The 24,899-nt window shown below is 39.6% G+C and carries 20 protein-coding genes; 7 read left to right on the top strand and 13 right to left on the bottom strand.

Annotated features, from left to right (window positions below):
- Position 1: 1 nt before the first annotated feature.
- From FAZ19_RS12865 to FAZ19_RS12830, 8 genes are all read right to left on the bottom strand, one after another.
- Positions 2–1,414 carry a type III PLP-dependent enzyme domain-containing protein gene (locus tag FAZ19_RS12865; RefSeq protein WP_136821113.1) on the bottom strand — a complete coding sequence of 471 codons (1,413 nt, stop codon included), beginning with the start codon at positions 1,412–1,414 and terminating at the stop codon, positions 2–4.
- Positions 1,395–3,248: an FAD/NAD(P)-binding protein gene (locus FAZ19_RS12860; RefSeq protein WP_169305648.1), complete on the bottom strand. Its 1,854-nt coding sequence runs from the start codon at positions 3,246–3,248 to the stop codon at positions 1,395–1,397. The genes FAZ19_RS12865 and FAZ19_RS12860 overlap by 20 nt, the downstream gene beginning before the upstream one ends.
- Positions 3,245–4,225: a 2,3-diaminopropionate biosynthesis protein SbnA gene (gene sbnA / locus FAZ19_RS12855; protein ID WP_136821111.1), complete on the bottom strand. Its 981-nt coding sequence runs from the start codon at positions 4,223–4,225 to the stop codon at positions 3,245–3,247. The genes FAZ19_RS12860 and sbnA overlap by 4 nt, the downstream gene beginning before the upstream one ends.
- A 673-nt stretch (positions 4,226–4,898) precedes the next feature.
- On the bottom strand, positions 4,899–5,894 hold the full coding sequence (locus FAZ19_RS12850) for an LLM class flavin-dependent oxidoreductase (protein ID WP_136821110.1): 996 nt from the start codon (positions 5,892–5,894) through the stop codon (positions 4,899–4,901).
- Positions 5,895–5,983: 89 nt separating this feature from the next.
- On the bottom strand, positions 5,984–7,168 hold the full coding sequence (locus FAZ19_RS12845) for a THUMP-like domain-containing protein (RefSeq protein WP_136821109.1): 1,185 nt from the start codon (positions 7,166–7,168) through the stop codon (positions 5,984–5,986).
- Positions 7,161–8,429 (bottom strand): aspartate kinase, encoded by a 1,269-nt coding sequence (locus tag FAZ19_RS12840; protein WP_136821108.1) that lies wholly within the window; start codon positions 8,427–8,429, stop codon positions 7,161–7,163. Before FAZ19_RS12840 ends, FAZ19_RS12845 begins: the two co-directional genes overlap by 8 nt.
- 30 nt (positions 8,430–8,459) lie before the next feature.
- Positions 8,460–9,284, bottom strand: a complete 825-nt coding sequence (locus tag FAZ19_RS12835; RefSeq protein ID WP_136821107.1) for an RsiV family protein — start codon at positions 9,282–9,284, stop codon at positions 8,460–8,462.
- The gene (locus FAZ19_RS12830; protein WP_136821106.1) at positions 9,285–9,974 is read right to left on the bottom strand and encodes a YggS family pyridoxal phosphate-dependent enzyme; all 690 of its coding nucleotides are present in this window, start codon (positions 9,972–9,974) and stop codon (positions 9,285–9,287) included.
- A 195-nt stretch (positions 9,975–10,169) separates the two neighbouring features.
- On the opposite strand from FAZ19_RS12830, the gene FAZ19_RS12825 reads away from it, so the two are divergent.
- The 4 genes from FAZ19_RS12825 to FAZ19_RS12810 all read left to right on the top strand — a co-directional run bounded on the left by FAZ19_RS12825 (position 10,170) and on the right by FAZ19_RS12810 (position 16,843).
- Positions 10,170–10,871 carry a DUF4296 domain-containing protein gene (locus FAZ19_RS12825; protein ID WP_169305647.1) on the top strand — a complete coding sequence of 234 codons (702 nt, stop codon included), beginning with the start codon at positions 10,170–10,172 and terminating at the stop codon, positions 10,869–10,871.
- A gap of 5 nt (positions 10,872–10,876) precedes the next feature.
- Complete coding sequence (locus FAZ19_RS12820; protein ID WP_136821104.1) at positions 10,877–13,258, top strand: endonuclease MutS2; 2,382 nt, start codon at positions 10,877–10,879, stop codon at positions 13,256–13,258.
- A gap of 11 nt (positions 13,259–13,269) precedes the next feature.
- Complete coding sequence (locus FAZ19_RS12815) at positions 13,270–13,911, top strand: MgtC/SapB family protein (RefSeq protein ID WP_136821103.1); 642 nt, start codon at positions 13,270–13,272, stop codon at positions 13,909–13,911.
- Between the two features lie 289 nt (positions 13,912–14,200).
- Positions 14,201–16,843: a TonB-dependent receptor gene (locus tag FAZ19_RS12810; protein ID WP_136821102.1), complete on the top strand. Its 2,643-nt coding sequence runs from the start codon at positions 14,201–14,203 to the stop codon at positions 16,841–16,843.
- Positions 16,844–16,999: 156 nt separating this feature from the next.
- Here the strand turns inward: FAZ19_RS12810 and FAZ19_RS12805 are convergent, their stop codons facing one another.
- Both FAZ19_RS12805 and FAZ19_RS12800 read right to left on the bottom strand, forming a co-directional pair.
- Complete coding sequence (locus tag FAZ19_RS12805) at positions 17,000–17,212, bottom strand: hypothetical protein (protein ID WP_136821101.1); 213 nt, start codon at positions 17,210–17,212, stop codon at positions 17,000–17,002.
- A 181-nt stretch (positions 17,213–17,393) separates the two neighbouring features.
- On the bottom strand, positions 17,394–18,098 hold the full coding sequence (locus FAZ19_RS12800) for an LOG family protein (protein WP_136821100.1): 705 nt from the start codon (positions 18,096–18,098) through the stop codon (positions 17,394–17,396).
- 124 nt (positions 18,099–18,222) lie between these two features.
- Here FAZ19_RS12800 and recR point away from each other — a divergent pair, with 124 nt between their 5' ends.
- Complete coding sequence (recR, locus tag FAZ19_RS12795; protein ID WP_136821099.1) at positions 18,223–18,837, top strand: recombination mediator RecR; 615 nt, start codon at positions 18,223–18,225, stop codon at positions 18,835–18,837.
- 19 nt (positions 18,838–18,856) lie between these two features.
- Here the strand turns inward: recR and FAZ19_RS12790 are convergent, their stop codons facing one another.
- Genes FAZ19_RS12790 through FAZ19_RS12780 form a run of 3 tightly spaced genes read right to left on the bottom strand, consistent with a single transcriptional unit; the run spans position 18,857 to position 21,804 of the window.
- Entirely contained in the window at positions 18,857–20,071 is a 1,215-nt protein-coding gene (locus FAZ19_RS12790; protein WP_136821098.1) for an MFS transporter, read from the bottom strand.
- A gap of 49 nt (positions 20,072–20,120) precedes the next feature.
- Positions 20,121–21,083 carry a bifunctional metallophosphatase/5'-nucleotidase gene (locus tag FAZ19_RS12785; RefSeq protein ID WP_136821097.1) on the bottom strand — a complete coding sequence of 321 codons (963 nt, stop codon included), beginning with the start codon at positions 21,081–21,083 and terminating at the stop codon, positions 20,121–20,123.
- A complete protein-coding gene (locus FAZ19_RS12780; RefSeq protein ID WP_229707461.1) occupies positions 21,058–21,804 on the bottom strand; it encodes a 5'-nucleotidase C-terminal domain-containing protein in 747 nt (248 codons plus the stop codon). The genes FAZ19_RS12785 and FAZ19_RS12780 overlap by 26 nt, the downstream gene beginning before the upstream one ends.
- 203 nt (positions 21,805–22,007) lie before the next feature.
- Between FAZ19_RS12780 and FAZ19_RS12775 the strand changes: the two genes are divergently transcribed.
- Both FAZ19_RS12775 and FAZ19_RS12770 read left to right on the top strand, forming a co-directional pair.
- The gene (locus FAZ19_RS12775) at positions 22,008–22,682 is read left to right on the top strand and encodes a hypothetical protein (protein WP_136821096.1); all 675 of its coding nucleotides are present in this window, start codon (positions 22,008–22,010) and stop codon (positions 22,680–22,682) included.
- Between the two features lie 147 nt (positions 22,683–22,829).
- On the top strand, positions 22,830–24,896 hold the full coding sequence (locus tag FAZ19_RS12770; RefSeq protein ID WP_136821095.1) for a hypothetical protein: 2,067 nt from the start codon (positions 22,830–22,832) through the stop codon (positions 24,894–24,896).
- Positions 24,897–24,899 lie beyond the last annotated feature (3 nt).

Genomic DNA, 24,899 nt, shown 5'->3' with positions numbered 1-24,899 from the left:
GTTAATCTTCTATCAGGTGCTGTTTGTCTGCATCGTAAACTAAGTTTGTCGCTAGCTCAAATAGATGCGCTTCAGACTCATAAAAATGCATCATATAGCCCGCCGTGTTGACGAATAAAATTAAATCGCCCACCTGAGGGAATGTGTTGAATTTAATCTTACGCTTTAGAATAAATTCCTGTTCTAAGCAATAGGCGCCAACTAAATACCCATAATATTCTTCTTCTTCGCTGTGTGCTGCCGTTGAAAGATGGATCGGATCTGACAAGAAATCTGCACTTGAACTCCTCAATTGCGTACGGTTCATTTCTAATCCGATCAATAGCTCGCCATTGGTGTCGGGTTTTCGAAAGGCTACTTTCGCAACCGTAATGCCTGCCTGGTCGAGTGTGCTACGACCTGGTTCTATCCTAATTTCTATGCTACGGTCGTGAATGAGTTGATGTATGGGAATACCGTCGCTATTTTTATATACTAAGATTTCTTCTAAAAACTGTGCCTTGTTTACCTCATTGTAATAGGGATAGACCGCAGGTTCTCCATAGATACGTCCGTCCAAAATGGTCATTCCAAGTGGATCCCGGTCGTAGGTGACTGCAGAGCGTTGGTGGAGTACCGATGATTTTAATTCTGCTATAAATAAATCCCACTCTTGCCGGGAGGATAAGTAGTTGATCAGGTAGCCTCCGCCTATATCGATGACCTGCGTGTCGATGCCTTCGGTGCGAAGGCTATCGCTTAATACAAGGCATTGGAGCAACGCTTCTGCACGTTGGGGAATGGAATAACCGTTTAAATGAAAATGAAGTCCAATGTAATTAAATCGGGGGAATAGGGAAGGTAAGGTCTGACTAATCAAATCTTTTGCGATATCGATGGCAAAGCCAAATCTGCTCTGCATCTGATGTCCCATAAATTCAAATCCACTTACGCGTACCAATATCTGGGCCTGGGTATTCAGTTTTTCACAGGTCTCATGGATAAGATTACATTCATCTATATTATCGACGGTAATAGGTATTTGATTTTTGATGGCTAATTCAAGAAGTCTGCTGTTTTTTACAGCGGCTGTAAGCACAATCTGGGCTGCGGGAACACCTTCGTGTAGGACCTGATCTAATTCGCGGAAACTGGCGGTATCTATTCCGGCACCAATCCGTTTGGCGGATTTCACAAAAGCGAGTGCCTTATTCGCTTTCCGGGCGAAAAATACTTGATGTTTGAGCTCGTATTTTTGAAAGACGCTTTTAAATCCGGCTATGTTTTCTTCGAAACTGCGTACATCGTGGATATTAATTGGAGAATGATGGCGTGCTATCGCCTCGTTTAATAGTTTCTTATTACGCACGATCTCGTGTACCCAGGGTGCGGTTATCGGTGTTAGCGGGGTGTGTTTATCGGCTGCTGTGTTCATATTCTTTTTCGTACTTGATGGTGACTAAATTAGCGATCTTCTGTGCCCAGGTATTACCAAAATTATATGATTTGCGGGAAAGGGTGTCATTATCCAGCACATTGCCGTCGGTGGGCGTTCCATACACATATATCATTGATTTTTCTTTTCCGGCAAGTCTTCCGTCTGGATGGATCGCTATAGATCCAGTGTGGTAATTATCGTTGATAAGCTCCTGTGCCAATCCGTTTTTAAATAGATTACTGTACAAAGGATGATTGCCTTGGGCCAAATTGGGCTTGGCAATGCGACCATCGATATGGTAGTTAAACGTTTTTGTATAATAACCGTTGGTAAGTTGTAAACCCTCCGTATTGAATTGTACAGTAGGAAGTGTACCAAATTTGCTCCGGATGTATCCTGCTTTTAGTAATGCGTGTATCTTTTTACTGTTCGTTGTTGGTGGACCGAAACTAAGTCTATTCATATTGCCAAACCAGTGCTTATCAAAATATTCTTGGGATTTGCCATCCATTCCACAAAAGTTATAAACTTTTGTCATTTGAAGGAGGCATGCCCGGCAAGCGTGTACGGCAAGCATCAGCGGACTTTCTGAAATCCCTCTGTCGGCTTCTTCCTGAATATAGCGTGTATGGTCTACCATGTACTGGTGATAATCCTCAAGCTGCGTGCCACTGATGTATTTGTTGGGAAAGAAAAGATCATCAATGGAGAAATGTTTTTCTTGATCATCGCCATCCAGCTTTTCTATGATTTCTGTTTCCGTAAGATTTTTTTCTCGCCACGCTAACCGATAATAGGCGTATTGAATTTCTTTTGCTATGATCGGTCGGATATCTTTTGTAAAGGATATTTTATTTTCTTGACTACGGGCTTGTATATGTGCGATATAATCATCTGTAAAAAAAAGCAGTTCATATTTTTCTTCAGGCAGCATACCACAGCGGGGCACCATCGTCAAATTGTTTCTGGAATAGGGATAGAGAAAAGGTTCTCTTCCAGAAGGAATGTAAATAAGCTCATTATTATGGGGCTCAAATCGTCCGCCGCGGCCTTCGGTAAGGTGAAGTGCCACATCCGTAAACGTAAGTCCATATCCTTGTATAGCTACTTCTGCTTGATCAGGTATGCGATTTAAATCGTGGATCGGATAGGCGGAATTAAAACAGGTGACGTGGGGATACTGTCGAGCACAATCTAAAGAAGGGTTAACGTAACTGTTTCCTGTAACTAGCATAACCGACTGATAAACAAAGGGAAATATTTCTTCATCGCTGTGTAATCTATAGGTAGCATCTAACTCCGTGATATTGTTAATTTGCTGGGTAATCAGACGGATTGATATTTTTTCAGGAGCAGCATGCAATACCTGTTGGAAGCAGTCTATCAAATAATAGCCCACCAGTTCGCGGGAAGCGAAATCCCGGGGGTTAACTTCAGGGCTGTGCGAAACTTTATTGCACTTGATCCAGTCTGTCAGATCCAATCGCTCTTGTACGATTTGAGGTGCTGGCTGTACTTCCCATGCGTCGATGTTGCCGATTGCATAGTTGATGAGTAAGTTGTCGGGTTGATCGGGACGATAGTTTTGGCCACACGCAAAAAAGGAATTGCTGTTGAAAACATGAATTTCCAGCTCTGTAGTCATATCCACATCTTTTAAGGTTGCTAACAGTCGCTCCAGTGCATAAAATCCCTTGGGGCCTCCACCTATTATAGCGATATGGATTGTTTCATTAGATGTATTTATATTATTGATATCAAGTGTCTTATCGATTATTTTTTTTTCTGATTGTAAGACATGTTTTGCAATATGTTCTGATCGCCAAATCATACATTTTTTATTTTTACGGTATGGGGGAAATAGCGGCTTATCCATTCCTTATTATATATTGTATCGAGGTATCTTTCGCCTCGATCAGCGAATATGCCGACAACCGATGCTTTTCTCTCGATTTTGTTTGCTATTTTTTCAATAGCGGAAATGATAGCACCGGAGGAGCCTCCTGCTAGAATACTTTCCTTTTTTAGGAGTTCATGACATCCGGTAATGCATTCTTCATCGTGGATGTGTATCACCTGATCTATCAAATTCTGATCTAGAAAATGTGAATGTTGACTGGATCCCATTCCTGGAATACGGCGTAACTGCGGTATATCATCAAAAATTACCGATCCGACGGAGTCTACTGCTATTACTTTGGTTTTTGCTTTTTGACGATGCAATTCTTTCGCAAATCCCATTAAGGTGCCACAGGTGCTCGTGGGAATCAATATATAGTCGGGAAAGTAACCTAGGGATTCGTGAATTTCATTGATAGTTTGTCGATGAGCGAGGGGATTGTCGTGATTGTGATACTGGTTGGGGTTGAAAGAGTTGGGGTATTTAGCCAATAATTCTTCTACCTTTTTCAAGCGGGTTTTGAGGTATCCTCCCTTGCCATCATGTTCGGTGACCACGACAAATTCAGCGCCATACGTTTCCAATAACCTAGTGGCCTGAGCATTGATATGAGGGTCTACCACCAGTATCAATTTCAGTCCATAATATAAACAGACCTGTGCTAAACCAATCCCCATATTACCTGAGGTGGATTCAATAATCACTGTATCACTGCTTATTTTTCCTTCCTGGAAAGCATGTGTAATTATTCGGTAAGATGTCCTGTCTTTAATGCTTCCTCCAGGGTTCTGCATCTCCATTTTACCGTAAAACTCGAAATTGTATTCTGCAAATATATTTTCTAGATGTACTAAAGGTGTGTTTCCAATTAGGGATAGTATCCCTTCCATCGTCTTGTTTTTGATCATATGTAAAGCGCTAATGCTACTTAATAACAATTTGAGAGTAGGTTTTGTTTCGCTGGCTAGTACGCGCTTATAGTGCATCGTTTGAGGGCTTAATACATTTGGTTTCGAATGTATAGCATTCTAACGGTAGGGTTCGGTGTAGAAAAGGTAGAGTTAAGTGTAGAAAAAATGAAGGTTTATTTTATTCATCTTTTTTGCCCACCGCATTGCCTTTCCGTCGTTGCCACGACAAGGCTTCTTCTTTTTTCATTTACTATTTGTATTTCAAAGGCATTCAAGAGGCCTCTTCGAGGGTTCTCCTTGACGAGAAAGAAGCAAAGAGTCAAGACTTGGTCAATGTTACGCTAAAACCTTTTGGATTTACTAAACAGCTCCAAGCCGTTTCACTTGGGGGATCTGTTCTTAACGCAAATCCAAAAGCTTTCTTAACGCTACATCGACCTAGGTCGTCCTTTTCGGTTCAGCTGAAGTATAAAATCATATTTAAGGATAAAGCACCATCCTTTCATACCCGACAAATGTCGCCTTGGCGGGTCGACAATAGCAGGAATGGTTCACCGTCGTGTCGAGCCGGCACAGCGACGAGTTTTGGACACTTTTGCGGTCAAAAGTGTCGACCTGTCGCGGTCCAAGCGACAAAAGAAAACTGAATAAAATAAACCTTCATTTTAACCTATTTCGTTAACAACGCACGAGCTGTAATATCAAAAGAATGCAGGCGTTTAACATCGTCGAAGATATAATTTGTAGTGATGATCTCATCAACCTGATAACGGGCTATAAAATCTCCTACTTCCGTGCGAATATCATTTTCGGTACCGATAAAAGTGCACGACACCATGCTTTGTACCGCTTGTTCGATTTCGGCTATCCCATCGTAAATGGGTTTCTCAGTTGGTGGAGATAAGGGCATTCGTCGATTGGTGAGGATTCCTGCAAACATATTGAACAAACTGGTGGATAGATGGGTTGCTTCTTCATGGGTATCTGCGGCGACAATATTCACGCAAACCATGGTATAGGGCTTGCTTAATTGGGCCGATGGTTTAAAGTTCTTTTGATAGATTTCCGTGGCCTGGGATAACATTGCAGGTGCAAAATGGGCAGCAAATGCGTAGGGGAGGCCAAGTTCGGCCGCGAGATATGCACTGTCGGTGCTTGAACCTAATATATAAATAGGTATATTCTGACCCTCTCCGGGGAAGGCTCGTACCTTAGCCTGTACATTGTTTACGTCAAAATACTGTTGAAGCGCCATTACATCGTCTTTGAAGTAGAAGGAGGTATTCAAGTTGTTACGACGTAAGGCCATTGCTGTCACCTGATCTGTCCCGGGAGCCCTACCCAGCCCTAGATCTATACGATTGGGATATATACTTTCTAATGTGCCAAATTGTTCGGCAATAACCAGTGGGGAATGATTGGGGAGCATTACTCCCCCTGAGCCCACGCGAATGGTCTTTGTTCTACCGGCCGTATGTCCTATTAATACCGCTGTAGCCGAACTTGCGATATGCTGCATGTTATGGTGTTCGGCAAACCAGATCCGGTGATAGCCTAATTTTTCGATATGTTGAGCGCCGATGACTGCTCGTTCAATAGCCTCAGAGGTTGTACTTCCTTTGCTGATTGTCGCTAATTCTAGTGCAGATAATTTAATGTGATCCATATGTATGTATTGTCTCGCCCCGAGGCGAGTAAAAAAATATAATTTAAAGATACAATGAATCGGTATAGGCTTTGTAATTTTACTGTCTTTTATCGTACTCTGTAGCCATGTATGACAATATGATTACCTGTCATATCGGTTGTGAAATACAGAAAGTCTTTTCCGCCATCTTTGATTTTAAACTTTTTACGGATATCTTCTACTTTGACCGGGAAGTTTTTTGTAGCGACATTGGCTTGACTGATTTTGTTTTCTTTCTTGAAATTGGATAGTGTGTATACCTGCTGGATCTGGAATATGCGGCCGGGGAAATGATCTTTTATATCGTTGGCCGTATAAAGATGGGTATGCTGATGTAACTTATAGAGATCGAAGCGTTTGGCTATGGTTTTGAATGCACCGGCTTTGGTAATGGATACATCGGGGTCATAAAGATAGGTTAATGGATCGGAAGCACGGGTTAAGGTTACTTTTTCTTCCTGTATCGTAAATGTATGGCTCTGCAACTGATCCTGAAATATCCGTATGGTTGAAACAACAGCGTCGCCTTGATAGTCACGTTCCTGGACGAATAATAGCTCTTTGCAGTCACCATCTACACTGATCACATATATGCGTTTGATATGTCGTAATTTTTGTATGGCAGCTGTTAAGTCTAATAAAGGGGATAGTTTACTGATGATGGTATGAGATTTTTTGAGGAATCCATCCTGTAATTCTACAATATTCGGTTCACAGTCTTCCAGTAGGAAAACTTTTGCATGATTCACCCGGCGGGACGGGTCGATATAGATATAATCCAATGCGTCATCTTTCTGCTGGTGTATATATGCTACACCATCTGTAGCAATGCATATGAGATTGGAAACTCCGAGTTCAATCGCATTCTGCCGTACAATTTCAGATAGCTTGGCATTCAGTTCACAATGAATAACAACCTCGGCTTCTTGCGCCATGTAACAGCTGTCTACTCCGAATCCTCCCGTGATATCGACAACGCGTGCCCCTTTTTTGATAAGGGTCTGTTTTACTAAAGCGGTGTGCTCAGAGGAACATTGCTCGAGATTGATTTTATCTGGATAGTAAATGGGAGAGGAAAATGCCCAAGTGGGCAATTTACGAACGCTACGTTGCCAACCGTCGATCTGGGTAGCTAATTCGGACGAACTGACATCGAGAAAAGGACTTTTCTTCAAAGCAATAGCAGAAGGTGATTTCTCTCTATTCTCTTTGATAAACTGTTGTACGTCCTTATCTAAAATGCGTTTATTCATCTATATTTTTCACTAGCATTTGGCAAGTGTAACTGTCCTTAAGTTCGCGAATTATTTCCTTATTTACTAATACTCGGTCTAAAGTTTGTTGATTGTAGTAGCGAATGGTGATTAACTCTAGCCCTGATGCTACGCTTACCTTATAGCGTTTTTCAAGATCTTCCATTAATTTCCATACATTTTCACCTGTATCATCGATGCTCACTGAAAAACTGATGGCACTATTGTGCATCATATTTATTTTGATACGGTTTTGGTGGAATAGATTGAAAATATGGCTTAAATTATCTTCGACGATGAACGAAAAATCACGTGGTTGAATATTGACGAATACCTGATTGACCTTAAAAATAAAGGAGGGCACAGGTAAAGTTTGATTGGTGGTACGGATTTTAGTTCCAGTTTCTTCGGGGTGGATAAAAGACCGTACATTTAACGTTATCTTTTTGTTCTGTAAGGGTTTTATGGTTTTCGGATGGATAACCGTTGCCCCATAATAGGTGAGCTCGATCGCATCGGTATATGATAACTCGGGTATTAATTCGGTTTGATCAAACCATTTGGGATCTGCATTAAGTACACCTGGAACGTCTTTCCAGATGGTAATGTCTTCTACATTTAAACAAGAGGCAAAGATCGCTGCCGAATAATCTGATCCCTCCCGGCCTAATGTGGTGGTAAAGTTTTCAGAAGTAGATCCGATAAATCCTTGTGTAATAACAACATGTTCATCTAATATAAAGGGAATATCCCGGCGAATTTTATCCTCCGTTTTCTCCCAATCTACATTTGCTTCGGTAAAGGTATTGTCGGTAAGAATATAATCTCGAGCATCTACCCATTTTGCGTTGATATGCGTGAGCTGGCAGTAGGCGGCTAATATCTTAGAGGAAAGGATTTCGCCCAATGACACAATTTGGTCGAATAGATAGTCAACGGAATCTTGCGGCTCTTCTTCTAAAATCCATTCTACTTCAACAAAACAGTTAGCAATTTCATCAAAAACAGGATGGTCTTCTGTTTCGAATAATTCTTTTACTATATTGAAATGATTGTCTTTAACTGCATTTAGATAAACAAAAGGATCACCTGATTGGTTGACATAATTTTTAGTTACTTCTTCTAATTTATCGGTCGTTTTTCCGATAGCGGATACCACAACAAGAAGCTCCTGATCTTTGTATTTTGAAATGATAGTCGCTACATTTTTTATACTTTCTGCATCTTTCACTGATGCGCCACCAAACTTGAATACTTGCATTAATTCTTAAATATAATAGGTTGTGTTATGCTAATTTTTGTTTATACTTTCGAGATATTGTTTGCCTCGAATAGTCAATAAGTCTTTTATCTGTTCATATGGAATACGGATTTCCGTCGTACCTTCTGAATAAGGTTTTATTTCGTACTCGTTGTAATAGAGGATAAAATGATTTGCTGTGAAACCAAAATTGTCATTGAGTTGAAATTTTCCCTCCTTAAAGAAGTATAAGCTATCCAACGACGCTGTATCTAGGAGAGATTCCGATTTTCTAAAGTATTTTTCTGCAATTTGTGTTAATTCGTCGTGTTTATTTTCTGCCAATATATCCGGGAGTTCAATTTTTTCTGCTTTTAAAACGTCAAAGTTGGTCCAAAATACGTAACTATTTCCATGTGCTCCTCCGGTATATTCGGAGAGCGTATTTTTCAAGGAAAAGAAGAGGGGAGTATTGATTGCAATGGTACATTCAATATCCCGATGCCAAGCAAATTGAAGTTGTCTCGTGGCCTCGTCTTCGACAAACTCATTGTAGGCAATAATAAAGTTTTCTGCGGCTTCTTGTGCCGTATTTTCCCCTTCAATGAGTATATAAGGTTTTAACATTACATTATATTTCTGTACATCAAATTGAGGGTAGCGTATAGCGTAAAATGCCGTATCGATGCTATCGTTATGGAGCGCGAAATAGGGGCTTACTTCTTTTAAGTCGACATAACTATAGGATAGGGTGTCTTTTAACAAAGGGGCGGTATGTGCAATTGATATAGACTTATCATTGTTACCTGCCCCGCAAGACCAGATAAAAATTGGGATTGATAGATAGATGAGTCGAAGCATCCATTGAATTGCCATCTATACGGTTTTAAAATGTTTGGTGACTCTCTTTCCAAATATGGTGCTACCTAAACGTACCATGTTGCTGCCACGCGTGATAGCTAGTTTATAGTCTGACGACATGCCCATTGAAACCGTATCGAACGTATCATCCTTGCGGTAATAGCTGACCTTGACACCATCAAAAAGCATTTTTAATTCGTAGAATTCTTCCATAATCTCCTTTTCCTTATCGGTATTAGTGGCTATGCCCATCAGACCTCTGATACGTATATTTTTGAGTTCGGGGAATTCCTTTTCTTGAAACATTTCGATCAATTCGGCATGATCAAATCCATACTTGGTTTCCTCTTCGGCTATAAACACCTGCAAAAGACAGTCGATGATACGGTTGTTTTTAGCGGCATGTTTATTGATTTCTTTTAATAATTTGAAGGAATCTACAGAATGGATTAATGAAATGAAAGGCGCAATGTACTTAACTTTATTGGTCTGAAGGTGGCCTACTAAATGCCAGTCAATGTCTTTTGGAAGTGCTTCGTATTTGTCTACAAGCTCCTGGACCATATTTTCGCCAAATATTCGTTGCCCTGCATGGTAGGCTTCTAGGATGTCCTCATTGGGTTTTGTTTTAGAAATAGCCACCAATGTCACACCTAGTGGGTCTAGTTCTTGTCGTATTTCTTCTATATTCGTCGTTATACTCATGTATGCAATAATATTTTGGGAATGATCTATGTAAACGCAATGATTACAATGCCTTTTCGTATTTTTGTACAAATTTACAAAATGAATCGCTTATTATTTGTTATAATATCTTCGTTTTTTTTACGTCGTGTTTGGCTTCAATGGTTATCGAGAACTTTTAGACCAGTTTCACGGTTGTTGTTGGTGATGCTAATCATGAATTTCCTTTTATTGGTTTCCTGCGGTCAGCAGGCGCCTGACAATAGATTGTCGGAAAGCAAAATGAGCGATCTGATGACAGAGGTACATCTGATAGATGGCTACCTTTCTGCGTTGAGCAAAGATAGTGCAGTGAAGGTTTTACCGGTATTGTATGAGGGTGTTTTCAAAAAATATGGGTTAGATTCAGTTTCTTTTGCCGAAAACCGTAATTATTACATGGGAGACCCCGATCTTACGGAGAGAATTTATGGAAAAGTAAAACAAAAACTAGAAGGATACAATAGGGAGATCATAGTCGAAGATTCACTTATAAATGTTCGCGTTCAGGATAGTATCAATAGGGTATACCGTTTGCAAAAGAATGCGGATGATATGAAAAACTTGATTTCTAATGTGATAGTAGACACGACTGAAATAACCTATGCTGAATTTGCAAGGATGTTTTATGATTATTCCGGTCTCGGTATCCAAGTATACGGTGTTCATATAGCACCTGTTGTGGAAGTTCCCCCGATACCGACTACGGATACAATACCTTCGGTGGATCTAAATAAGCCAATCGACTCATCTTCAGTAGAGAAATTGCCAACGGTACTGCCTTCCGGAAACCTCCGCCCATTGTCGGATACCGGAAGAAATATTCCGCGCACTGTTCCGAATACGTTGAGGCCGCTACAAAGACCTAAATTACAATAAGCAGTATGATTTATCCTCAAAATGCCATAGACAAGTTAGGCTTTACAGATATTCGAAGTTTAATCAAGGAAAAATGTCTGAGTGAAGCGGGAAAAGTGATGGTTGAGCGAATTCAGCCTCAAGTAAAGATGGATCAAATAGATCGTTTCCTACGTCAAACACAAGAGTTTAAGAATATCTTGCAGCATGACGCACCTTTACCTGTAGATCATATTTATCCCATTAAGCCTTTAGCAGAAAAGGCAAAGGTAGAAGGTAGTTTTCTGCTGGAAGAGGAACTGTACCGAATGTTACTTTCACTTCGTACGGTGTATGCCATTATTCGATACTTCAATGAAAGAGAAGGCCAATACGCCCATCTCGAATTATTGTTTGAACATCTTCCGATAGAAAAGTCGATTTTAAGGTCGATCGAGATGGTGCTGGATGAACGGGGCAAGATGAAAGACAATGCTTCGCGTGCGCTGTTGGATCTAAGCCAGCAGATTGCAAAAAGTGAGCAGGAAGCGCGTAAACGCTTGGATACGGTTTTTAAGCAGGCACAAAGCAACGGCTGGACGGCCGACGGCGGGTTGACGATACGTGATGGACGGTTTTGTATACCTATTCTTGCCGAAAATAAGCGTAAATTAAAAGGCCTGATTCATGATGAATCGGCAACGGGGCAAACTGCTTATATTGAGCCGGAAGAGGTGTTCCATCTTAATAATAAGGTGAGAGATTTAGAGTTTGAACGACGACGGGAGGTGATCCGGATTCTGACCGCCTTGACAACCGAACTACGACCGCACGTACCGCTTTTACTAGCCTATCACAGCTTGCTTACAAAGCTTGACTTTGTGCGCGCTAAGGCGCTATTTGCAATAGACATAGACGCGGTAATGCCCCTTTTGTCGAAAGAAGCTGATGTGAGTCTAGTGAATGCCAGACATCCCTTGCTCTTTTTAAACGCGAAAAGAGACAGTCAACACCCAGTCGTTCCCTTGAATATTAAGATTGATGCTACAGATCGTATTATTCTCGTCTCTGGGCCTAATGCAGGGGGAAAGTCTGTGTGTATGAAAACGGTCGGACTATTGCAGTTGATGCTACAGTCCGGTCTTTTAATTCCTGCAGATGAGACTTCTACGGTAGGTATATTTAAGCAAATTTTTGCAGATATCGGCGACGATCAATCTATTGAAAGTGATCTGAGTACATACAGCGCTCACTTGTCGAAAATGAAATATTTTGCGGCCTTTGCAAATGCACGTACATTGGTGCTTATCGATGAATTTGGGACGGGAACTGACCCACAATTTGGAGGGCCAATTGCAGAAGCGGTGTTGGAACAGTTGAATAATAAGAAGGTAAGGGGGGTAATCACAACCCACTATTCAAATCTAAAATTATTTGCAAGCCACGCGGAAGGTTTGGAAAATGCTTCTATGCTATTCGATAATCAACAGATGAAACCGCTTTATATACTCCAAACGGGTAAGCCCGGGAGTTCGTACGCGTTTGAGATTGCACAAAAAATTGGATTGCCGAAAGAAATCCTCCAGGCTGCAAAACAGAAAATCGGCGTGCAGCAAAAGAAAGTGGATACGCTATTGGTTGACTTAGAGCGAGATAAAAAAGAGATATACGATACCAAGAAGGCTGTAAACCGACGGGAGAAGGAGGTTGAAGAATTGAAAGCCAAATACGAGTCCTTGCAGGCGTATATGGAGGAGAATAAAAAGGAAATTATCCGAACGGCGAAGGAAGAGGCGAGATCGATATTGAAGGATGCAAATAAGCTGGTCGAGAATACGATTTCTGAAATAAAATCTGTTCAGGCAGATAAAGATAAAACAAAAGAGATCCGATCGAGATTAAATCAGCAATTGGATAAACATACGTCAGATTTAAAAGAGAAAGTTGTAAAACCTAAACTTGTGGATGCTGGGCATGTGGAGCTACAGATAGGAGATTGGGTACGGATCGAAGATTCGGGCTCAGAGGGAGAAATTTTAGAAATAACGAAAAGTAGCAGTTTGATTATTGCATTGGGCGAACTGCGCACTGTGGTAAAGAAGAACCGGGTAACCAGATTGCGGAGTAAGGAGAAATCAAAGGCCATAAAACGACAAAGTAATATTTCTACGGACTCGGCAGCTGATTTTCAGCCAGAGATTGATGTGCGGGGTATGCGTACAGAGGATGCTTTGCAGAAAATAGAACTGGTGCTAGATCGAGCAGTGATGATTGGGTATCCGACGTTAAAAATAGTACATGGCAAAGGTGATGGTATTTTGCGGAAATTCGTGCGGGATTATTTGCGAAAATATAGTCATGTAAATAGGTTTGAAGATGAGCATGCCGACCGGGGAGGAGATGGCATTACGTATGCCTATATTAATTAGATTCTAAATTTATGTTTGACTGGACTTTTGATAATAATATACAGGCGATCTTAGTCTCGATTCTCTGTGGGGGTATAATTGGGTTTGAGCGTGAATTTAAAAACAAATCTGCGGGTTTTAGAACGGTCATCTTAATCTGTTTTGGTTCGACTATTTTCACCTTGCTATCGAGGATGGGTAATATTTCGGACGACCGCATTGCGGCAAATATTATTACAGGTATTGGCTTTTTGGGAGCTGGCGTGATATACCAGGGTAAGTTTAGCGTACAGGGACTCACGACGGCGGCGGTAATCTGGACGATGGCTTCCATAGGCATGATCGTGGGGTTTGGTGAGTTTCAATTTGGTATAGCTCTCACCATCTGCATGGTTATTATTCTATCTCTTTTCCAAAGGTTGGAGTTGTATATGGCGGATATATATCACGTACGGACGATACACGTTACATTTAGAGATATGCAAATAGGGCATTTAGATGAGTTTGAAAGTTTCATGTTAGTACATCATGTAAAATTAAACCGAAAAGGACTTGAAAAAAATGGGGAGCATCTAACGGTTATCTATGAGGTAACTGGTAATCGTAAGAACATACGGAAGGCTAGCGAAGAAATAGTTGCCTTGGATTATGTCGAACACTTTCGTAATATTTAGGTCATCGTGTTAAAATTTGATACCAACTTAAAATTTCTTGAAAAAACTTTTCCACAATTCACAATTGTTAAAATTTGTTAAAATTTAAATTTTATAGTAGTTGTACTGATAAAAGTGTAAGAATTTTAGATTTTATTGTCGTTTTTTTTAATTTCCGAAACGAAATAACATTCTTTTTGAAAAATATAGCTTTAAACCGAGGTTAATTTCATATTAAGTTTATGTTAAGTGACTTGTATTGCAAAATCTCTTCTTAATTTTGCTTTCGATTTAACTATTTAAAAGAAATATGAAAAAAATCTTTACTCAACTAGCAGCAATATTTGTATTGATGTTAATTTGTAATGTTTCTGTAGCGCAGCGAATGCTTAAAGGAACTGTAACGGATGGTAATTCTCCAATTGCTGGCGCATCTGTGTCCGTAAAAGGCGGATCAGCAGGGACGTCGACCGATGCAGGAGGTAATTTTACATTATCCGTGGGAGATGCAAGTGGTGTCGTATTGGTGAAATATATTGGATACCTCACTGCCCAAATTAGGTTTACAGATGCAACCTCTGCTATTGGAAACATTGTGTTGATACCTAGCGAATCTGAGAATTTAGAAGAAGTAATTGTGGTTGGTAAAGGTATTATTGATATTGCTGAGGATAGACAAACTCCTATAGCTGTATCAACTATTAAATTACTCGAGATTCAGGAGAAAGGTGTTGGAAATGTCGAGTTTCCTGAAATAATGAAACATACACCTTCAGTATATATTGCGGATCAAGCGAGTGGTTTTGGAGATGCGAAGATGTTCGTTCGTGGTTTCGATCAGTCAAACACTGCTTTTTTACTCAACGGGCAACCAATTAATGGAATGGAAGATGGGAATATGTACTGGTCAAACTGGTCTGCGATGTCTGATGTGGCAAATGTCATTCAGGTTCAGAGGGGATTAGGTTCATCAAAATTAGCAATTTCTTCCGTAGGGGGTACTGTAAATATTGTTACAAAAGCTACGGAATTAAGAAAAGGCGGATTTGCACGTATGATGACTGGTAATGATGGTTATGCAAAAGCTACTGTAGGCTATAATACAGGAATGATCGGTAAATGGGGCGTTTCATTCTTACTTGACGGCTGGAGAGCAGATAAGAAGTATGCGTTAGGAACTGCAGGTGCTGGACAAAATTATTTTGTATCTGTTGGTTTTAAACCAAATGAAAATCACAATTTGAACTTTATGATTTTTGGTGCACCACAATGGCACGATCAAAATTTCTCTAAACCTTTAGTATCAAACATCCAAAACGGTACGCCAAGAAATCCGGGTTTTGATATAACGGGAGAAAAAGGGAATTATAATTATGGGTATTACCAAGGAGAGGGGCTAACTCAAAGAAAGAATTTTTATCATAAACCAGTAAGCAATTTAAACTGGGATTGGACAATAAATGAAAAATCATCCTTGTCTACTGTTGTGTATGCTTCGGTAGGTCGTGGCGGTGGTACTGGTATACTAGGTAATGGACCTGGATTTACTCAGGGTGGCTACTCATTAGAGAATGGATTAACAAATTGGGACGCTTTAGCGAGTTTAAATGAACAGTTACCTAATGGTATCTCTAACGGAAATAATGGTAGCGTACTAAGGGCTTCAGCAAATAACCATTTTTGGTATGGCTTGGTCTCAAATTATAATTTTGATACGAAAAAATATTGGACATTTAATGTTGGGGCAGACTTGCGTTTCTATAAGGGAGATCATTTTCAGCAGCTAATTAATTTGTTAGGTGCTGAGGGTCGTTTGGCTGAGAATGAAAATAGATCAGAAGGATATACTGTTTCCCAAACATTTTCTACAAATCCTTGGTCTGCTTTATTCAATAGTGCAAGTGTTGATGAACGAGTTGGTTACGATAACTCAGAAAAAATTAATTACCAAGGGGTTTTTGGTCAAGCAGAATTTAGTAAAGATGGTTTTACAGCTTTTGTTCAAGGTTCACTTTCGAATCAATCTTATCAAAAGATTGACCGCTGGAACTATGCAGAGGGTGAAACAAAATCTGAGTTCGATAATAAAATTGGTTATAATGTCAAAGGAGGGGCTTCCTATACTTTTGACGATACACATACTTTCTTTACTAACGTTGGGAAATATTCTCGTCAACCTTTCTTAGATAATGTGTTTATTTCGAATACTGTCGATTTCTCAGACCCGTCTGTGGATAATGAGGAAATATTTGGAATAGAAGGCGGATATAAGTTCAGCATACCATCCTTCCGTGTCAATCTTAATGGTTACTACACGAAATGGGACAATAGATTTATTAGTTACGGAGTGAATCAAGTCGGCTATCCAGCAGCGGGAACAGATGGTGCAACGTATTTACTCACTAGTATAGGTCAGGCACACAAGGGACTCGAATTAGATTTTGATACACAAATTTCTAGTAATTTAACGTTAAGAGGTTTTGGCTCAATTGGTGACTGGAAATACGATGGAGCTTCACCATTTAGGGTCCGAGATAACGATACACGTGATATACTGGAAGAAGATAATGAGGGGGTTGATCTTACGGGTGTACGTGTGGGAAGCGCGGCTCAGACAACAGCGGGTTTTGGTGCAAAATACTATATACTTCCTCAATTATCCATTGATGCGGATTTAAATCATTATGCAAGGCTATGGGGTGATGTAAATATAAATAATGCAATTAAAGCAAGATTGGTAGGAGAAGAGTATCAACCAGAAAAGTTAGATGATTTTACTACTGTTGATGCAGGTTTAAGCTATACATTTAAGATAAGAAACGGTCAAAATTTGAAATTCAGAGGTAACGTTAAAAATATTTTCAATGAGGAATATTTTTCTCGAAGAGACGGTTTCGGTTATTTCTACGGACTAGGAACAACTTGGAATGCGGGATTAACGTATAGCTTCTAAAAAATTATTATTATAATTTTATAATGAATGCCCTGCTCGAAAACTTTCGGACAGGGCATTCTCTCATCTGTCGAAATCGACATCATTATACACAATTAAGCCCATGCTTCTTTAAAAAGACATGGGCTTAATCATTATTAGTAACTTGGTTGAAGACTATCGTAACCCACCTGGCTCTCGATCTATGATCGGACCGCCATGCTCTCTTGTATTTCTAGCAGACGGAATTTCGGGTGCTGGGGGTACATAGCCGTGACCCTCGCCTGATTTCTTATTTTCTTTTTTCTCTTGCTCGATTTCCTTGTCGGTTTTTTCTCGCTCTAAATCTACGGTTTTCTTCAAATCTTTTTCGTTCTCTTGCGTACTCATAATAATCCTCGTTTTAAAGTTTAAAAATATATATTTTCTATCTCGCGATGTTAACTATATAACGTTTGAAACACTGATCTTGTTTCGTTTTTTTTAAAATTAGCTAACTGCTGAGGTAGTTCAAAGCGAGATAACGATATGTGCATGCGAAAGGTGTTATTGTAAGAAAACCCGTTTGTTATTAAAAATTCGGTTTCAACAAATATTTATCGTAGAAACGGAAAATATGTTCGACCGCTTCTTCGGGTGTGTCGACCAATCGGTAGAGATTTAAATCTTCTGCGCTGATATTCTTTTCTGTAAGCATAGTGTTTTTAATCCAGTCGATGAGACCACCCCAATATGCTGTGCCAACCAATACGATGGGAAAGCGGGCAATCTTGCCTGTCTGGATTAATGTGATTGATTCAAAAAGCTCATCCATCGTACCAAAACCACCTGGCATCACAATATATCCCTGAGAATATTTCATAAACATCACCTTACGGACAAAGAAATAATTAAATTCCAGTAGTTTATCGCGATCAATGTATTTATTATGAAATTGTTCAAAGGGTAGTTCGATGTTTAAACCTACGGATTTCCCACCCGCATTATACGCTCCTTTGTTGGCCGCCTCCATAATTCCTGGACCGCCGCCTGAAATGACACCATATCCCTTCTCGGCCAGCAATCGTGCTATTTCCACCGTCATTTCGTAATATTTGTTTTCATCTGCTGTACGAGCAGATCCAAATATCGATACACAAGGACCGATTTTTGCTAATTTTTCAAACCCATCTACAAACTCTGCCATGATTTTGAAAATCTGCCAGGAGTCTTTTACTTTTATTTCTTGCCACGTTTTATTGGCAAACGAATTCCTTATTTTATCTTCTTTAGCCATTCTGTACATCTAATGTTATGTTCACAATATAATAAATTTTAGCGAACTGCTGAAGTGCAAGATAAAGACATGCTTTTTATTTTTTACTTTTGATTTTTGTGATTTTACTTTTTACTTTTACGACATGAATTTCTCGTCGAAATTATTAGAGCAAGCTGTTGATGAGTTTGGAAGGCTGCCAGGGATTGGAAGAAAGACGGCATTGCGATTGGTACTGCATTTGCTAAAGCAGTCTGATCTCGAGGTATCCCGCTTTACACAGTCTTTAAATAATCTTAAAGAAAATATTAAGTACTGTAGCACTTGTTTCAATATATCTGATGAGGCACTATGTGAAATATGTCAGTCAGCAAAAAGAGATAAGTCTATGATATGCGTAGTGGAAGATACGCGTGATGTAATGGCTATTGAAAATACCAATCAATACCAGGGTGTATATCATGTGCTTGGTGGATTGATTTCTCCAATGGACGGTATAGGTCCCGCAGATCTTAAAATAGAGGGGTTGATTGATCGGTTAAGACAGGGAGAGATAACGGAGGTTATTTTGGCCTTGAGCGCCACGATGGAGGGGGATACCACTATTTTTTACTTATACCGTAAGCTGAAGGAATTCAACGTGCAAGTTAGTACGATTGCAAGGGGTATTGCTTTTGGCGGTGAATTAGAGTATGTTGACGAGATTACACTCGGTAGATCTATTGCTACGCGAGTACCTTATGAAAGAAACGTGGGCTAAGCTGAAGGGCTTATTTTGATCACGTCGCTTTCATTTTTGTAATTACCCAGATGAATCCAAGACTGGTAAATATAAGCACGATCCCCGTGATAGTCCATAAGGTAGGGTAACCGAAATGCTCCGCTGTATATGTGCCGAGAAAGGGAGATACAATATTTGCCGCCGCAAATGCAAGGGAGTTAAAACCCATATAGGCACCTTGGTTTTGCAGTGAAGCACGTTGTATGGCAATAGTGGCTGTAAACGGCAAGGTAAGCATTTCACCCACGGAAAGGAAGAACATCGCAAGATAGAGCCACATAATCCCAAAATCGAGATTTAACATCCAATAGGAAACACCGGCTATGGCTGTTCCCCAAAACATAATTTGCCTTACCGAAAAACGATGCTCTACAACGTGAACCAATACCATTTCAAACAGTACGATTACAAAACCGCTAAATCCTAAAATAAGACCAATCTGACTTGCATCCATGGCATATACATCTTTGTAAAATAAGGGCAAAGTGCTCAAAAGCTGGAAAAAAGCCATTGAAAAAAGACAGCAAAGTATATTAAATAGGATAAATAAACCATCGGTATACGCATTTTTTGCTGGCTTGTCGGAAGGTTTTTCTGTTCTTACAGATGGCTCAATTTTTTTATTTCCCTTCTTACCCTGGAAGAAATAGATAAAGACGAGTGCAGCGACACCGGCGGCTAGCGCATTTCCGTAGAATATCCAATCGTAGGAAAATGTTGCTAAAAAGCCTCCCAGAGCGGGACCGATAGAGAAGCCTAAGTTGACAGCCATACGATTTAACGAGTACGCTTTGGTGATATTTTCGGGTTTGGCGTATTTGGCAACGGATACTGAGTTGGCAGGCCTGAAAATATCGGCTACTAAGGTTAATATAAAAATCATCATTGCCAAACTTTCGAAGGTGCGGAAAACAGGTGTGATGAGAAATAATGGAATGGTAAGGATTAAACTCCAAGCTTGTACTTTAAAATTTCCAAATCGATCGGTTAACCAGCCTCCTAACCAAGATCCACATACTGATCCTAGTCCAAAGCAACCTAAAACTAGCCCGACTTGGGTTTTACTGAAATTTAATTCAGTGGACATATAAATCCCTAGAAATGGGATTACCATCGATCCTGTACGGTTGATTAGCATGACTAACGCCAATAGCCATGCGGCAGGTGATAGTCCTTTGTAAGATTTTATATATAACTGAATAATAGCTTGCATCCCGCAAATAAATTTAAAAGACTGCGAAGATAGTATTTTATACTACATATTAAGCAACGACTTGTTGATCTATAGCGGAAGATATCGTGTAATTATTAAATACGGTCCGCTGACTTTTTGTAGCACGATTGAATATAAAATCGATACGCCCTAAATTAGCTCCGCCGAAACCGGCTTGATTAACCAATGTAATCTTGCCTTCCAGATTCTTGACTTCGGTCGGTTTGTCCAAAAAAGTATGGGTATGACCCCCGATAATTAGATCAATATCTTTGGTGTTAGCTGCTAGCTTTAAATCCGATATGGTATCATCTTTATACGCATACCCTAAATGCGATAGGCAGATGATGAGGTCGCATCTTAACTCATTTTTTAGTTTATCTGTGAGACGGGTTGCCACCTCCAAGGGATCGAGATAGTGCATACCCACGTAGTTTTTCGGATCAACGAGACCATTTACATCTACTCCTAAACCAAACAAACCTATTTTTACGCCGTCTTTTATAAAGGTGAGGTACTCTTTCGTTTTTCCGGCGAGCGCCGTGTCGGAAAAATCATAATTCGATGTAATGAAGGGGAAATTCGCGCGATCAAAATGTTTGAGTATACCACTTATCCCATTATCGAATTCATGATTACCAAAAGTACCTGCATCGTATCCGAGTTTCGACATCAATTCTAATTCGACTCTTCCATCGAATAGATTAAAATAGGGGGTGCCTTGAAACATATCGCCTGCGTCTAATAACAAGACATTTTTTTCTTCTTGGCGGATGCTTTGTATCAAGGTACTCCGACGGGCTACACCGCCTAATCCCTGAACTTTTGAACCGTCCATAGGGAAGGGTTCGATACGGCTATGCACATCGTTCGTATGGAGAATGGTGATCTTGACTTCTCTTTTTGCATTTGCTTCTACCTTATTGGTATACGAACCAAATGCAAAAAGAGCACTTAATGCTGTCATTTTTCGAATGAATGACCTTCTATTGAATGATTGAAATTCTACCATCAAGCTGTGTGTTTATTTTTTTATTCTCTTTCGTCAATTGCTCGACATAATTAATTAGACCTTCGCGTACAAGTATGGATGTGTTGATACGCTTCAATGGGGTGCTCAACCCCTTTACGTTGTCCCCTCCGTTTGCTAGATAATCGTACGTGACCAATTTGTAGGATTTAGCTGGGTCGATAGCTTTCCCATTGAGCCGGATAGTTATCACCTGATTATCTTTTATTTTCATGGTAAAACCTCCTATCGGTTGTCCTCCTGTATTGGCAATAAAATCGGCTAATACCAATAGATCGGATCCGCTTATGTCTAATAGGGTAATGGTATTTTCAAAAGGCATAAGCTCAAACATGGATCCCACGGTGACGGCACCTTGTTTTAACTCGGAACGGATACCTCCCTTTGTTGAAAAGGATATCTCTACGGCTGGGTCGATCTTTTTTCCAATTTCTAAAAGGGCGTCAGCAAAGAAATTTCCGATTAGAAACTCAGGTTCAGAACGACTTTTGTTTAGAAATTTCTCCGAAATTCCTATCTGTCGATTCATTTCGCCCTCCATAGTTTTTTTGAAAGGGCTGTAGTAATTTACAATAGCAGTATCTTCGGGTAGATCTGAATTGATGGTATAGGTCATCAATCGGTTTTCGCGGGCAAGATAGGTGCTCTTACAACCAGCTAGAAGAACAATGATGAAGATCGATAAAAAATGTACGTTACGCATAGAACTTGTAATTCAACCTACGAAGCTAAGAAGAAACTTTGTAGCAACAAAAGTATACAGATTAAAATATTGTGATGTTTTCGTAATGCCGCATGACAGATAGACTGAAAAATGAACTGTTTAATTTTCTATCTTTATGGAACAATATTGCGGGGAACAATTTGGCATGCGGATTGTCTCATTACGTAAAAAATAATAATTAGATGTTAAAGAGGATTTTTTTAAGTAGTATAGTATTAATGCTTGTCTTTTCACTCAGCAGCTGCTTCGACATCGTCGAAGAAATCAATGTCCAATCTAATGGCGCGGGAAAGGTAAAAGCTATACTAAATTTGAGTAAAAGTAAAACCAAAGTTGCGTCATTGATGCTTTTGGATAGCGTGAATGGTATTAAGGTGCCGAGTAAGACGACCATCCAAAAAGAGATGAATGATATTGTTCTTCTACTCCGGAAAACAAAGGGGGTGAGCAATGTAAATTCTAATTTGGATTTTAACAACTATATCGCAACGTTGGAATGTAATTTCAATAACGTAGCTGCTTTAAATGCATTTACGAAAACGCTATCTGCTAAATTTAAAACGAATATATCGGGGTATACGACGTATGCTTATGACCCATCGAGTAAGGTATTTGTTCGAAAATACAACGCGTCGCAAGATGCGAAAAAGGAGTTTGCGAAATTAAAAGGCGAAAATCAAAAAGCTTTTAACGATGCTTACTTTACAAGTATATATCGATTTTCGGATCCCGTAAAAAGCCAACAAAATAGCAAGGCGAGCTTATCGCCTAATCGAAAAGCGGTTATGCTCAGAACGGGAATGTTAGACCTAATCAATGGTAAAACAAACCTCTCGAATACTATATCACTTAATTAAATTTTAATAAATATTTAAACTAGAATCCCATAAGATTTTTAAATAATGATCTGATCGGTCTACCGTGTTAACATAGGGCGATCAAGCCCGAATGGTAAGGATACCTTAAGAAATAATGAATACTTAAAATAACAATTATATAAACGGATGAATACAAAACTTTTTTTTGCTACACTCTTTTTTTTGATAAGTTTATCGCATGTCAATGCACAAAATCACTATAAAAAGCTTCCCGCTGATATTAATTTTCTGGCTACGTTTGATACCAAAAATTTATTTCAATTAGTAGATGCTAAAGATGTCAACGCAACGTTAAACAAATTGGATTTTTTTAAAAAGTTAAGTGACTCGTTGTCGCAAGAAGTTCATCAGATTGAGGATCTAGGAATCAATCTTGCCTCGAAATCATATGTGTTTACCCGCCTCACCGATAGTGTAACTTTTATAGGCGCCTTGATACCGCTTGTGGACGCTAGACGCTTTCAGGCATTTATTCCAACACATAAGAAAATACATGTTGTAGACGGTTTACAGACAATCTACTCTGTGGATCGTAGTATCCGTGTTAGCTGGGACGAGAATACGGCGTATGTCATGACCGGGGTTATTAAAGATAACTACTTAGACCGGGAGGATGTCAAAACGCGTTTTGGCTTGACAGCAAATCCCTATAATAGCTATTATGGAACAGATGCTATGATGGCAGAAAGTGTTGACGCAGCAGAAGATGCTACATATGAATACGATTATGCAGATACCTTAGTTGCATCAGTCGAAGATACCGCAGTCGATATCGTGATAGACTCGGATGAAAATGATATGGTTATTGATAGCACTGTAGTCATGGTGGATGATATGGATTACGTTACTGATACCGTGACGGAAATAATGATAGATTCGTATGAAGATTACGATACGATTACAGATAATAGTGTATTAGACTCGATCGGTTATTCCATTTATGAAGACCAGGAGGATTCTTATCAGGATGAAACGAATACAGCTTATTATCAATGGTTGGCGCAAACGGATTCCATAAAGGGATCGATTTTGGGTGGATGGATCAATACAGAGATGAGTAACATCATAAGCGGAACCTATAAATCTTTTACAGCGCCTAAAGGATTTACTAAAAAATCCAATAAGGGTACAGTTGCCCATTATTGGGTAAGGAGTGTCGATGAACTGTATCAGAATTTTATGCCTACCGGTATTATCGAACAGGCATTTGGAATAGGATCGCTGTCAAAACTAAAGTACGGATACGAACAGGCCAATCTGTCGTTGGATGTCGATGAAAATAAAATGAAGCTGCATGGCACGCTAGGTTTAGATCGAGAGACAGCTAGAATATTCAAGAAAATTTATGGGCGAAAGCTAAATTCGAAAATGTATAAATATGTAGATAAAGATGCATTAGGTTTTTTGTCTTTTAGTGTTAATTCGGAAGCTTATCTGAAATATATTCCGCAGTATATCCAAAAATATTACGGAGGTTTTATGCCTAAGTATCAAGAAGCCTTTTCGATCGGAGCCACACTGTTTGATATTGTAGTGGATGAAAAAGCGGTGGGGAAGGTGTTTAAGGGGGATAATTTGTTTGTACTCAATGGCGTAACCATGCAGGAAATCACGTATACAGATTACGAATACGATGAAGATTATAACTACAAACAAATCGAAAAAACGAAAATGGATGAAATTCCACAACTCCTCTGGATGTTTTCGTCGGATGATATGCGTCTTTTCGAGCAGTTATTGGCATTAGGTGTACGGCAGGAGGAGGTCGTACAAGAGGATGGAATCTATAAAATTGGAAAGTTATCTCGCCAATTTAGCAATTTTTATGTACTGATGAAAGATGGCATCGTTTTCTTAGGAAACGACGAAAATCAAATTAAAGGTATCAAAAACAATACGTACAGCGCAAATATAGATCGAGCAAGTAAAAAGGTAATGCGGAAAAATCGTTTTGCGGCTTTATTTCGTCTAAATAAGGTGCCAGCTTTAATGGAGGATTTAGAGGTTCCGATGTCTAAAGATTTTGATAACCTGAGAGCTGATCTCGCTCAATATGGTGATTTTTATATGACGTCTCCAGGTATGAAGGGAAATAGTTTTCAAGGTGAACTAGGTATCGAGTTCCCAAACAAAGGTGAAAATGCGCTCTATTTTTTGATGGATTTATTAGAACGAATGGCAGTTGCTAAATAAGAA

This window comes from Sphingobacterium alkalisoli (assembly GCF_005049105.1).
Classification (GTDB): Bacteria; Bacteroidota; Bacteroidia; order Sphingobacteriales; family Sphingobacteriaceae; genus Sphingobacterium; species Sphingobacterium alkalisoli.
The sequence above is the reverse complement of the archived record's forward strand: the minus strand, read 5'-3'. Positions and strand labels throughout refer to the sequence as shown.

What these genes read in the sequence shown, in the direction of transcription:
- FAZ19_RS12865 (WP_136821113.1), bottom strand. Translation starts at nt 1,414, where the DNA reads ATGAACACAGCAGCCGATAAACACACCCCGCTAACACCGATAACCGCA.
- FAZ19_RS12860 (WP_169305648.1), bottom strand. Translation starts at nt 3,248, where the DNA reads ATGATTTGGCGATCAGAACATATTGCAAAACATGTCTTACAATCAGAA.
- sbnA (WP_136821111.1), bottom strand. Translation starts at nt 4,225, where the DNA reads ATGATCAAAAACAAGACGATGGAAGGGATACTATCCCTAATTGGAAAC.
- FAZ19_RS12850 (WP_136821110.1), bottom strand. Translation starts at nt 5,894, where the DNA reads ATGGATCACATTAAATTATCTGCACTAGAATTAGCGACAATCAGCAAA.
- FAZ19_RS12845 (WP_136821109.1), bottom strand. Translation starts at nt 7,168, where the DNA reads ATGAATAAACGCATTTTAGATAAGGACGTACAACAGTTTATCAAAGAG.
- FAZ19_RS12840 (WP_136821108.1), bottom strand. Translation starts at nt 8,429, where the DNA reads ATGCAAGTATTCAAGTTTGGTGGCGCATCAGTGAAAGATGCAGAAAGT.
- FAZ19_RS12835 (WP_136821107.1), bottom strand. Translation starts at nt 9,284, where the DNA reads ATGGCAATTCAATGGATGCTTCGACTCATCTATCTATCAATCCCAATT.
- FAZ19_RS12830 (WP_136821106.1), bottom strand. Translation starts at nt 9,974, where the DNA reads ATGAGTATAACGACGAATATAGAAGAAATACGACAAGAACTAGACCCA.
- FAZ19_RS12825 (WP_169305647.1), top strand. Translation starts at nt 10,170, where the DNA reads ATGAATTTCCTTTTATTGGTTTCCTGCGGTCAGCAGGCGCCTGACAAT.
- FAZ19_RS12820 (WP_136821104.1), top strand. Translation starts at nt 10,877, where the DNA reads ATGATTTATCCTCAAAATGCCATAGACAAGTTAGGCTTTACAGATATT.
- FAZ19_RS12815 (WP_136821103.1), top strand. Translation starts at nt 13,270, where the DNA reads ATGTTTGACTGGACTTTTGATAATAATATACAGGCGATCTTAGTCTCG.
- FAZ19_RS12810 (WP_136821102.1), top strand. Translation starts at nt 14,201, where the DNA reads ATGAAAAAAATCTTTACTCAACTAGCAGCAATATTTGTATTGATGTTA.
- FAZ19_RS12805 (WP_136821101.1), bottom strand. Translation starts at nt 17,212, where the DNA reads ATGAGTACGCAAGAGAACGAAAAAGATTTGAAGAAAACCGTAGATTTA.
- FAZ19_RS12800 (WP_136821100.1), bottom strand. Translation starts at nt 18,098, where the DNA reads ATGGCTAAAGAAGATAAAATAAGGAATTCGTTTGCCAATAAAACGTGG.
- recR (WP_136821099.1), top strand. Translation starts at nt 18,223, where the DNA reads ATGAATTTCTCGTCGAAATTATTAGAGCAAGCTGTTGATGAGTTTGGA.
- FAZ19_RS12790 (WP_136821098.1), bottom strand. Translation starts at nt 20,071, where the DNA reads ATGCAAGCTATTATTCAGTTATATATAAAATCTTACAAAGGACTATCA.
- FAZ19_RS12785 (WP_136821097.1), bottom strand. Translation starts at nt 21,083, where the DNA reads ATGGTAGAATTTCAATCATTCAATAGAAGGTCATTCATTCGAAAAATG.
- FAZ19_RS12780 (WP_229707461.1), bottom strand. Translation starts at nt 21,804, where the DNA reads ATGCGTAACGTACATTTTTTATCGATCTTCATCATTGTTCTTCTAGCT.
- FAZ19_RS12775 (WP_136821096.1), top strand. Translation starts at nt 22,008, where the DNA reads ATGTTAAAGAGGATTTTTTTAAGTAGTATAGTATTAATGCTTGTCTTT.
- FAZ19_RS12770 (WP_136821095.1), top strand. Translation starts at nt 22,830, where the DNA reads ATGAATACAAAACTTTTTTTTGCTACACTCTTTTTTTTGATAAGTTTA.